The organism is Novipirellula galeiformis, assembly GCF_007860095.1.
Taxonomy (GTDB): domain Bacteria; phylum Planctomycetota; class Planctomycetia; order Pirellulales; family Pirellulaceae; genus Novipirellula; species Novipirellula galeiformis.
Genome location: NZ_SJPT01000008.1, coordinates 321153 through 332506 on the forward strand (window position 1 = coordinate 321153; position 11354 = coordinate 332506).

6 protein-coding genes are annotated in these 11354 nt (G+C 55.3%); 4 read left to right on the forward strand and 2 right to left on the reverse strand.

Translation table 11 applies throughout. From position 1 onward, the window contains the following. Positions 1 to 176: 176 nt before the first annotated feature. From Pla52o_RS20900 to aat, 4 genes are all read left to right on the forward strand, one after another. Positions 177 to 1457, forward strand: a complete 1281-nt coding sequence (locus Pla52o_RS20900) for a hypothetical protein (protein WP_146596564.1) — start codon at positions 177 to 179, stop codon at positions 1455 to 1457. Positions 1458 to 1467: 10 nt separating this feature from the next. After that, positions 1468 to 4050, forward strand: coding sequence for a DUF4838 domain-containing protein (locus tag Pla52o_RS20905; RefSeq protein WP_197169402.1), 2583 nt, complete (start codon positions 1468 to 1470; stop codon positions 4048 to 4050). A gap of 86 nt (positions 4051 to 4136) precedes the next feature. Then, complete coding sequence (locus Pla52o_RS20910; protein ID WP_146596566.1) at positions 4137 to 5150, forward strand: GxxExxY protein; 1014 nt, start codon at positions 4137 to 4139, stop codon at positions 5148 to 5150. Positions 5151 to 5946: 796 nt separating this feature from the next. Continuing rightward, positions 5947 to 6606: a leucyl/phenylalanyl-tRNA--protein transferase gene (gene aat / locus Pla52o_RS20915; RefSeq protein WP_146596567.1), complete on the forward strand. Its 660-nt coding sequence runs from the start codon at positions 5947 to 5949 to the stop codon at positions 6604 to 6606. Between the two features lie 22 nt (positions 6607 to 6628). On the opposite strand, the gene Pla52o_RS20920 is transcribed toward aat, so the two are convergent. Together Pla52o_RS20920 and Pla52o_RS20925 are read right to left on the reverse strand one after the other, a co-directional pair. Continuing rightward, positions 6629 to 8026, reverse strand: a complete 1398-nt coding sequence (locus Pla52o_RS20920; RefSeq protein WP_231612524.1) for a DUF1501 domain-containing protein — start codon at positions 8024 to 8026, stop codon at positions 6629 to 6631. Positions 8027 to 8161: 135 nt separating this feature from the next. Further along, entirely contained in the window at positions 8162 to 11263 is a 3102-nt protein-coding gene (locus Pla52o_RS20925) for a PSD1 and planctomycete cytochrome C domain-containing protein (protein WP_146596568.1), read from the reverse strand. Positions 11264 to 11354 lie beyond the last annotated feature (91 nt).

Consider the following 11354-nt stretch of genomic DNA (forward strand, 5'->3'; position numbering starts at 1 on the left):
TGAAGTTGCGTTATTGCCGTTTTCCAGCAAATCACAACCCGAAGCGTGAGCGAGGGACCGAATCAGAAACGATAGTCCCTCGCTGACGCGTTGGGTTATCTGAACCGTGAATCATACGTTTACCGAATGGCACGTCTGTGCGGGCTTAACGACCTTTAAAGATGAGTATCCAAGCAATGAAGTCTAAAACAATCGCAAACTCGCTTTCTTCTTCGACGCGGCGGCAATTTCTCGCCACCGCCACCGCCGTGACCGCTGGCGGTTTGGTTCTGCCTAGCAGCGAGTTGCACGCGGCAGCGTCCGACATTCGTTCCACGGATCACTTTTGGTATCGGCTTGCCCCGGAAGGGCCGTACATCGATTCCCAGCGTGGGAACAAGGCGTTTGGCTTCGGGCTCGGCAAGATTTATCTGTCCGAGGACAATGGAAAAACGTGGCCGCATGAGGCGGTGTTTCGCAATGCGGATAACATCACGTTCAGTTGCATTCTTAGTAGCGGAAACATCGTCTTTGCCACGCGAACGAAGCTTTATCTGAGCACCGATAATCTGAAGACACACAAGCAGATCATCGTCAAGGATCTTGATGGCAGCGATTACATTCCGCACACGCCATTGGATCCGAACGCTCCAGGATGGTATTTCCATCCGCTCGATGGCGAGCACACGTGGGACGTCGACGGGACGGAAATGTTGGTGTGGGGCAATTACTGCAACGTGCTTGGCGGCGCGGTTCCCGTCAACATTTATTACTCGACCGACCAAGGTGAAACGGTCAAAATTGCTTACGCGTTTGGAAAAAATCCAACGTTCCAACAACCGGGATCCAAGGAACAAGATCGGTTGGGCAACGCCGACAATCCGGTGGTGGCTCGGCACATTCACTCGGTTGCCTATAACCCGGTTGAGAATGCATTTTACGCCTGCACCGGTGACCACGATCGTGGCGACGTGCACGAGTGTCATTGGTTGCGTGGCACCTATGACGCGGCAAATGATTCTTGGGATTGGAAGGTTCTTGTCTCGGTCAATTCCAATTCGCGTTTCAAGTCGGGCGGCATCAACTTCGTTGATGGACGGCTTTATTGGGCCGCTGATGCGAATGGCAACAACGGTACGATGCCTCATGACCGTGGCCTTTTTCACTGTGATCCCGCCGACATTGCCAATGTGGAAAAGCACACGATGATGTTCAATCCGAAATATGAGTCGGCGAACATGATCATCGAAGACGATGTGATTTTGTCAGCACATTACGCGCCGGCTTCGCCTTATAACACCGGGTTCATCGTTTCAACGGACATGGGCAAGTCTTGGGCTCAGTACGACTTGAAGGAATTCGGGAAACGCTCGCCCACACGTTTTCATAAAAAGAACAGTGACGGATGGTTCCGAGTCGATCTGCGAAAGGTCTGGATCGAGCGTGGCGAAGTGTTATTCATCAAACCTAAACCGTAAGTGAATGTTTATGCCGAATGTGAAACGTCGTTACCGTCGCGCGGGAGTGTTGATTGCCTTCGTTGCATGGTGGATCGTCCCGCTGAGTTCGTTGCCGGCTCAGACGCCGCCGGAAGTCATCTTGGCATCGGAGGGGCAATCGCGGATGCCGGTTTTGGTCCATCGCGAAGCCGCTACGGAGGTGCGTGAGGTTGCCACGGAGCTCGCCGATTATCTCGGCCGTATTAGCGGGACGGCGTTTCCCGTTGAAGAGGCTGTCGCGGGGGCGGGAATCGCCGCCGGGAAACGAGGGGTCGTGGTCGGATTGGTCTCGAGTTTCACGGACCTTCCTTTTGCGATCGACTTTCCATCGGGCACCGCGGTGCGTGATCAAATCGTACTGCGAACGACGAACGAGGGGCTCTATGTGCTCGGCACAACCCCGGCGGCGGTCCAATCCGCCGTGTGGGACTTTCTGCATCGGCAAGGGTATCGGCTCTTTTTTCTCACCGATACTTGGGAGGTTGTGCCAAAACGTCCGCATTTGACCGCGGCAATCAATGTCGTCGAGCAGCCTGATTATGTCACGCGGGATGCACCTCGCGGTGCGCCGTGGTCGGACCGGGACTTGTGGAATCGGTGGCAGCGACGCAATCGCATGAATTCGTCCTTTGCGTTAAGCACGGGACATGCCTATGGCGGCATTGTCCGCCGCAACGCGAAAACGTTTGCGGAGCATCCTGAGTACTTTGCTTTGGTCGCCGGAGAACGCCCCCGCGGTGGGAATGCCAAATTCTGTGTTAGCAATGCCGGGCTGCGGCAAGTCGTTGTCGCGGATGCCATCAAGCAGATCAACGATCGTCCCGAGAGTGACAGTGTTTCGCTCGACCCGTCCGACGGTGGCGGTTGGTGCGAGTGTGAAGCGTGTCGCGAAATGGGCAGTGTCAGCGACCGAGCATTAACGCTTGCGAACGATGCCGCCGCCGCGATCAACGACCTCGGGCTGGGAGAAAAGTATGTGGGCATGTATGGCTACAACGAACATAGTCCGCCGCCCAGCATCAAGGTGCACCCCAACGTCGTGATCAGCGTCGCGACCGCGTTCATCCGAGGTGGACACTCGATCGAAGAGCTCGTCACGGGATGGCAAACTCAAGGTGCCGTCCTCGGGATTCGCGATTATCACGACGTCTTTGCATGGAGTCATGATCTACCTCGCAGCGCACGCGGTGGCAACCTTGACTATCTCACACGCACGATTCCTTGGTTTCATGAACACGGTGCACGGTTCATGAATTCTGAGAATATGGATAGCTGGGGTGCCAATGGCTTGGGGTACTGGATCACCCCGCAATTGCTCTGGGATGTGGACAATGCTGAGCGAGTGGATGCGATTGTCGAGGACTTTCTCGACCATGCGTTTGCCAAGGCGAAAGAGCCGATGCGTACTTTCTATGCATTGATCAACCGCGATCACGACTCGGTTCGTTCGCACGAGGACGTGGTCGCGCGGATGTATCGCGCTCTGGATCAAGCCCGGATGTTGGCGAAGGATCCGCAGGTGCACGCCCGGCTTGACGATCTGGTGCTCTACACTCGTTATCTCGATCTTTATGGCAAGTACCGAAGCGCCGAAGGCAAGGCGAGACAACAGGGGTTCGAGCGGGTGTGGCGACATGCCTATCGAATGCGCGACCGGATGATGCTCTCGACCGTCGCCCTTTGTCACCGGGATCGATTTCGTGATCGCAGCGTGCAAGTCCCCGACGAGGCAAAGTGGAGCGTGGCCGAGCCGACGAACCCCTGGAAGAGCAGCCAGCCGTTTGATGAAGCGGAGATTGCCGAATTGTTGGCTGCGGGTATCGCGGCGAACCAACCGACGGAGCTCGACTTTACGGCAAAAAAATTCAGCGGTGATCTCGTGCCCGCTACACAATTGAATCTGCCGCATGTGCCGCCGGGGCGTTACGACCAACGTGGTCGCGGTCGACAGCAAGTCTATACGTGGCTTCCCGAAAATCATCGTCAGATCGAATTGGACGTCACCGGCGGGATGATCAAGCACTACCGCGATCGCGGCAACGTCAAGTTTTCGCTTTATTCATCCAAAGAAGCGACACTCGATGCCGTCGACCAAAACGACAGCGTGCCTCCAGACGGCGAGCCGCGGCAGATCGTGCTGACCAGCCCTTTTGATGGGCTGCATCGAATCGAGTGGAGCGATGGTAGTGATATGACAAGGGTTGTTTTGCCAGCGGAATTGCCGTTGACGATTCGCTCGACGCTGGAAGATCCAATGCGGCTGGGCGGACGATGGGATCTTTATTTCTACGTCCCACGCGGCACCGCGGTGGTCGGCGGTTACAGCAACGCAACTCGAGGGAAGATGCTCGACGCAGACAGCAATGTTATCTTTGACTTCGGTACGATGGATGCGGCCGGGTACTTCAGCGTGCCGGTGCCGGAGGGACAGGACGGCAGGTTTTGGAAGTTCTCGGATTCTCGCGGCAGCCGGATGTTGATGACCGTTCCACCTTACTTGGCGACGAGCGTCGAGACGTTGTTGTTGCCACGCGAAGTGGTCGAGGCCGACAAGAGGCCGTCGCCACGTTAATGGGTTCTCTTTCTATTTTCTAACCCTCCATTTTCTAACCATCTCCGGATTCGCCCCGCGTGATCCGGCAATACGTTTTACGCTGAATGTTTGATTTTCGGATTCATTTGGAGCGAAAGCGCCGTACGGCTGGCCTGAAGATGTTTCACTGGATCAACGTCAGCGACCGTCGGGTACGACTGGAGTCGGTCGGATGGAGGTTAGAAAATAACGGGGTTAAAAAATGGGATGCCTGCGTAGACTCGATTCATGAACGGTCTGTCTGTTTTTTATTTTCTAACCCTTTATTTTTTAACCATCTCCCGATCAACCTCGTGCGATTAGGCAATGCGATGCCGGTTGAATGCCCGATCCCGATACCACGATTGACCAGCGAGCAGTTTGGCACTCTCGATTACAGAGTGATGCCCATCGCATTTGATGTCCACGATCAATTGGGTTGCCATTGGAAGGAACATGCTTATCAATCGGAAATGCATGTTAAGGTTTTGGAAAGGTTTGACAGTTCCGCATGCGAAGTCCCGCTAAGAATCTCATTCGGAAATTTTCGTAAGACTTATCGGCTTGACCTGATCGTTGATTCGATCGGACTTTATGAACTCAAGGCCGTCGCGGCCATTGAGAAAAATCACATTGGTCAGGTTCTGAATTATCTTCGTTTGCTCGATGCTACTCGGGCCAAAATTATCAATTTCCGTCCGCACCGCGTCGAGTCCAAGTTCGTCAACTGTTCGGACAGATTAGTACAGCGCCGAGCATTTGATGTTGAGTTAGGGGAGTATCGTGGTCCAAAGGTCTTGCCTGAGACATCGATTGCAATGTTCCGGGATCTCGGCACCAAGCTGTCTAATGCGCTTTACACTGAATGTTTGATTTCAAATGTTGGGCGAACCGAGCCACGGCAAATTTGGCGAGACCGAAGCATTTACCAGAATTTTGATCTGGTTGAGCAAGATGAGGCGTTCGTAGTCACGTCGCTGGAGGCAACGAACTTTGATTTCCGGATTCATTTGGAGCGAATGCGCCGTACGGCTGGCCTGAAGATGTTTCACTGGATCAACGTCAGCGACCGTCTGGTACGGCTGGAGTCGGTTGGATAGAGGTTAGAAAATAGCACGGTTAAAAAATGAGATGCCAGCGTAGACTCGATTCATGAATGGTCTGTCTGTTTTTTAATTTTCTAACCCTCCATTTTCTAACCATCTCCGGATTCGCCCCGCATGATCCGGCAATACGCTTTACGCTGAATGTTTGATTTTCGGATTCATTTGGCACGAATACGCCGTCCTGCTGGCCTTAAAATGTTTCACCGGATCAACGTCAGCAACCGTCTACTACGACTGGAGTCGGTTGGATAGAGGTTAGAAAATAGCACGGTTAAAAAATGAGATGCCAGCGTAGACTCGATTCATGAATGGTCTGTCTGTTTTTTTAATTTTCTAACCCTCCATTTTTTAACCATCTCCCCGATTCCCCCATGCAATCCGGCAATACGCTTTGTGCCGAAAGTTTGATTTTCGGATTCATTTGGAGCGAATGCGCCGTACGGCTGGCCTGAAGATGTTTCACTGGATCAACGTCAGCAACCGTCGGGTACGGCTGGAGTCGGTCGGATGGAGGTTAGAAAATAACGGGGTTAAAAAATGGGATGCCAGCGTAGACTCGATTCATGAATGGTCTATCTGTTTTTTTAATTTTCTAACCCTCCATCTTCTAACCAACTCTTCGCATTTCACCAGTCGCTTGGAATGATGACGAAACCGTTAACGCGACTGATGCGGGAACAATCGAGGTTAAAAAATCGAAGGATAAAAAACCTGGGGCCGACGTGGGCGTTGTGGAAGAACGTTGATCAGACGGTTGATCATGGGGTGTTTGCTGGGATAGCATGGGCGGATGGAAATTGCACGCCTGCGAAACGATGACCCGACCTGGTTTCCGCCCTTGGATGCTGCGATTTGCACTGACGAGATCGATGGGTTGCTGGCCGTTGGCGGCGATCTAAGTAGCGAGCGTTTGCTCGCCGCGTATCGCAACGCCATCTTTCCTTGGTATGACGAAGATGGGCCGATTTTGTGGTGGTCGCCTGATCCCCGCGCTGTCATCTTTTGCGACACGATCCACGTCTCCAAAAGCATGACGCGTCTGATCCGTCGCCGAACGTTTCACGTGACTTGGAACCAGGCGTTTGAGCAAGTCATGCGCCAGTGTGCGATGCCCCGCGATGGCAATCCCGGTACTTGGATCTTGCCCGAGATGATCGAGGCCTATCGTCAACTGCACCATCGTGGACATGCCCAGTCGTGTGAGGTGTGGAGCGGCGAAGAGCTCGTCGGAGGCATCTATGGCGTCACGATTGGCAATGTGTTTTGCGGCGAATCGATGTTCCATCGGCAACCCAATGCGTCCAAGTTGGCACTCATCTCAGTCGCGCAATGCGAACGCTTTGATGTGATCGATTGCCAATTCCCCAGCGAGCATCTGTTGTCGATGGGAGCCGAGATGATTTCTCGCGATGCGTTTGTTCGTTTGGTGAAGTCAGCGCTGGGCAAGTGAGCCGTGACTCGGATTTCACCCTTCACGCTAGAATTTCTTGAGGGACGCTGCCGTGCACGTCGGTCAAGCGAAAGTCGCGGCCTGCGTAACGGTAGGTCAGACGCTCGTGGTCGATGCCGAGCAGATGCAAGATCGTGGCGTGCAAATCATGGGTATGGACTGCTCCTTCGGCTGTCATGATGCCGTGTTCATCCGACGCCCCATGCACGAATCCTCCTTTCACCCCGCCTCCAGCCATCCAGGACGAGAAGCAATGGTTGTGGTGCTCGCGGCCAGCGTGGTCTACCTGTTTATGAAACGGAGTGCGACCAAATTCCGTTGTCCACACCACCAGCGTACGCTCCAGCATGCCTCGTTGTTTTAGATCGGCTAGTAACCCGGCAATCGGTTGATCGATCGCTTTGGCCAACCGCTCGTGGTCGCCCATGTTTCCGTGAGAATCCCAGTTGGAACTTGAGCCGACATCGATCAGCTCGAGAAAACGCACTCCGCGTTCGGCCAATCGACGCGCAACAAGGCATTGCCAACCAAACCCACTGGTGGCACCACGTTGTAAGCCATACATCTTCATCGTCGCGTCGGTTTCACCTGAAAGATCGAATGCCTCGGGAGCTTCACGCTGCATCCCAAACGCCGTTTCAAACGAGCGGATACGTGCATCGAGTGCTTGGTCGGCATCGCGTTGTTGCAGATGAGCACGATTCAATTGATCCAACATCGCGAGCTCCATTTGCTGCAGCTCGGCGGGGACTTTGGCGTGGATGTTCGGTAGCGGTTGCGCGCCGGGCATGACGTGCGTTCCCTGGTGACAGGCGGGCAGAAAATCGCTGCCCCAGGTTTGCGCACCTGCGTACGGAGCCGCCGGGGCGAGCACCATGAAGGACGGCAAGTTTTGGTTTTCCGTTCCCAAACCGTAGCTGACCCAAGCACCGGCACTCGGTCGAGCGAACTGGGCCGATCCCGTGTGAGCGGCCAACGTCGCCTTATCATGACCGTCACTTTCACAGTGCATGGCATTGAGCACGCACACGTCGTCGATTACCGAGCCCAAGTGTGGGAATAGATCGCTGACCCACGTGCCGCTCTCCCCATACTGTTTGAATCCCCATCGCGGCTTGATCAGGAACCTTTCAAATTGGCCCGATTTATTGAGCCAACGGGATGCGGTGATCGATTTGCCATGGTCGGCGGTGAGCCGAGGTTTGTGATCAAACGTGTCGACATGTGAGACACCGCCAGTCGAAAAAATGAAGATCACGCGATCCGCGGTAGCGGGGAAATGACCTGGTTTGGCAACCAGCGGATCGGTCGATGCGGCTTGAATCTCGTTCCACATTCCCGCCAATGCCAACGCACCAAAGCCACCCGAGGCGCGGTGCAAGAATTCGCGGCGGTTCGTTTGCAAAGGAATGTTCATCATTGATGCTCGGGAAAAAAGGATGTCGGTTGACGTCATTTCACGTACACGAAATCACCGGACTATCGTCGTTGATCGCTCCGCGGTCCAAACGTGAGTTCGCGGCGCGAACAACGATAATCATAAATTGGGGCCTACTCAGTCCACGTACAAGAATTCATTGCTCGATAACAACACGCGTGCGATCGCGGCCCAGGCGTCCGTTGTCGGAGTCTCCGTCGAGGTTTCCACGCTGGCAAGCTTGTGCTCGTAGGCAGAGAGGAATGTCAACGTCTGGTTCACTTCGGCGTCGGTAGCGACACGCCCCAGGATGCGTTCGTACGTCAAGCGAACACGCGACGCATCATCCTCCGACGATGCCAGTATCTGATTCGCAAACGCCTCGGATTGCTGATGCACGAAGGGAGAATTCATTAGAAACAACGACTGAGTCGGAGTGGTCGTCGGTAGCCGTTTGGGAACGCTCACGTTCGGGTCCGCCGCATCAAACATCGCTAAAAAAGGATGTCGACGGTTCCGCTGGAGCATCAGATAAATGCTGCGGTGATTGGAGTCGTAAACCGCGTGAAAGGGCCTGTGAATCGAAAAGGACCAAGTTTCGACCGCTGGAAAGGGATGCGGTGGTGGAATCGTACGATCGAGTTGACCGCTGACGGCGAGCATCGCGTCGCGAATCGATTCCGCATCGAGCGGTCGTCGCGCGTAATGCCACAGCCAACGGTTGCTTGGGTCGGCAGTCAGGTTCTTGGCGTGATGCTTGCTCGCCAGGGTGTAGGTTTGGGAGTTCATCATCATGCGATGAAGCGATTTGATTGACCAACCCGAGGCGATGAATTCCGAGGTCAACCATTCGAGCAATTCCGGGTGACTTGGTAACTCACCCCTGGCTCCAAAATCGCTTGGCGTTGAAACCAAGCCCTGACCAAAATGCCATTGCCATACTCGGTTCACAATCACGCGAGCGGTTAAGGGATTGGAGGGTCGGGTCAGCCAATCGGCTAATTCGAGTCGCCCGCTGCCCGTGGATTCGGGATCCAGCGTGTCGCCGCCGAGGACTTCCAAGAAACGCCGTGGAACTTCGTCGCCGAGTCGCTCGGGTTCACCGCGTCGTTGCAGTCGTGTGTTTGTCGGCTTGCCTTCGCTGACACCGTAGGCGACCGGGTAAGCCGGCGTCGCGAGTGTCTCGTCGCGTTGTTTCGTCAGTGCCGCTAGTTGTGCGTTCAATTCCGCTAAGCGTTGTTGCGACGCGAGCTCCGGTTCTGGGACGACGACCGGCCCGCTGCCCGGAATCCCAAACGAGATATCTTGGAGTCCAAGGTTGTCGAGGTCACGCGTCGGAGCCGGTCCTTCGACATGTCCGATCCCGTCGCAGATAAACGTGTCGGCAATGCCATCCCAATTTGGATTGAGTGGTTTGTCATTGAATTCGCTGAGGTCGTCGATCGTGCCCACAATGCCTGAGTAGGTTTGCTTGGCTTGGTCGAGCGTCACTCGCAGCGTGTACCAAGTTCCGGGTTCAAGCTTGCGAATGATTTCCCATTCTCCGCCGCTGCGAATCGCGAACTCGGTAGCAGTCACACTGCACTCGATGGCCAACGATTGGACCACTCCACGGCCGAGATAGAAACGATACGCCCCCTGCGGTGTCGATGCGGCACCGGTGCGGAAGTCGATGGTAAAGTGGATTTGCTTTCCCGGAACCGAATGCAAGGCTTGTTCAAAACTGTAGCGGATCCCGTCGTGCGGTTTGGGGGCTGCCACGCGGACACCCCGTGTTCCCGCGGGATGAATGTGGGTGTAGGGGCTCTGTGCGTCGGCGAGAACCACGTTGGGGCCACCGCTGAACCACGGCTTGGACGGTGGTTTGTCGAGCGTTTGGGCTTCCCAGCCCAGGTCGACTCCGCCAGCGAACGATTTGCCATCCAATTTCGATTGCTCTCGCGTTAGACGTGCAATGTCACCATTCAAGCGAGCCAGTTCGTCCGCTTTCACTTTGTCAAGCCGAACGGCGTCCGCAGCTGGCACCAAGGCGGGGAAGTGAGCGGGCCGCTTGTGCTCTTCGCCCCCAGGAAATGCCCACTTTGTGCTTTCAAAAATGCCATACAGTGCGTAGTAATCGGCAGCTGACACGGGATCGAATTTGTGGTCGTGACAGCGAGCACATCCCAGCGACAGCCCCAGGATCGAGCGACCCACCGAATCGATCACATCGGCGAAGTCAAGGTATTGATAAGTCGTATTGGGGGCGTAACCGTATCGTTTTCCAATGGCGAGGAAACCGGTCGCGGTCACCCGCTCGGCGTACAGATCCGCAGGGCCGTCCTGGGCTAAAATGTCGCCCGCGATCTGTTCGCGGACAAATTCGTCAAACGGCTGGTCGCGATTGAACGCATTCACAACCCAGTCGCGATACTGGCCTGCTTCGGGGACGGGATAGTCGGATCCATCACCGGCCGTGTCCGCGTAACGCGCAACGTCTAACCAGTGGCGTCCCCAACGTTCTCCGTAAGCCGGCGATTGCAGCAAACGATCCACCAGCGATGCGAACGCATTCGGCGATGAATCATTTAGAAACTCGTGAACCTCTGCTGGAGTCGGTGGCAACCCCGTCAAGTCGAACGTCGCGCGGCGGATCAAAGTGCGTTTGTCTGCCTCGCCAACCGGGGTTAACTCGTTTTGTTTCAGTTTCGCGCGAACAAAGGCGTCCACCGGATTTGCCGCCCAACGAGCGTCCTTGACTTCGGGAGGGGAGACCTTTGACAACGGTTGAAACGACCAGAACTGTTTTGCCGCTTCGAGATCCATGGGGCCCGATGCCGATGCGCTCTCCATCGCCTCGACTCGCGGGTCAATCGCACCTTGCTTGACCCAAGTGACGAGGTGGGCGATTTCATCCGGGGTCAGCTTTCCATCGGGCGGCATCTGCGCCGCGTCATCGGAGCCGTTTACAGCCTTGATCAACAAACTGCTCTCGGGATCCCCCGGCACAATCGCCGCGCCACTATCGCCTCCGTGCAACCACCCCTCGCGTGAATCGAGTCGCAATCCCGATTCCTGTTTCTTCGCTCCATGGCACTCGATGCAGTGGGTGATCAGCAGCGGACGAATCTGGGATTCAAAGAAATCGTCCGCACAACTCTCAGCGGGGGCCGCGACGCAGAGGATCGATAGGCCAAAAAGCCCGCACGCGAATCGAGAAAACATTCGGTTGCGTTGGCGGCGTCGATGGATCGATTGCATTTCTATCCACTTTCTTCGGAACGGCTAGGTGGGACTCGGGGAGGGAGCTCGATCGATGTCGCGGTGGCACTTGGCGCGCGTCCTGCCGATC

What these genes read in the sequence shown, in the direction of transcription:
- Pla52o_RS20900 (WP_146596564.1), top strand. Translation starts at nt 177, where the DNA reads ATGAAGTCTAAAACAATCGCAAACTCGCTTTCTTCTTCGACGCGGCGG.
- Pla52o_RS20905 (WP_197169402.1), top strand. Translation starts at nt 1,468, where the DNA reads ATGCCGAATGTGAAACGTCGTTACCGTCGCGCGGGAGTGTTGATTGCC.
- Pla52o_RS20910 (WP_146596566.1), top strand. Translation starts at nt 4,137, where the DNA reads ATGTTTGATTTTCGGATTCATTTGGAGCGAAAGCGCCGTACGGCTGGC.
- aat (WP_146596567.1), top strand. Translation starts at nt 5,947, where the DNA reads ATGGAAATTGCACGCCTGCGAAACGATGACCCGACCTGGTTTCCGCCC.
- Pla52o_RS20920 (WP_231612524.1), bottom strand. Translation starts at nt 8,026, where the DNA reads ATGATGAACATTCCTTTGCAAACGAACCGCCGCGAATTCTTGCACCGC.
- Pla52o_RS20925 (WP_146596568.1), bottom strand. Translation starts at nt 11,263, where the DNA reads ATGCAATCGATCCATCGACGCCGCCAACGCAACCGAATGTTTTCTCGA.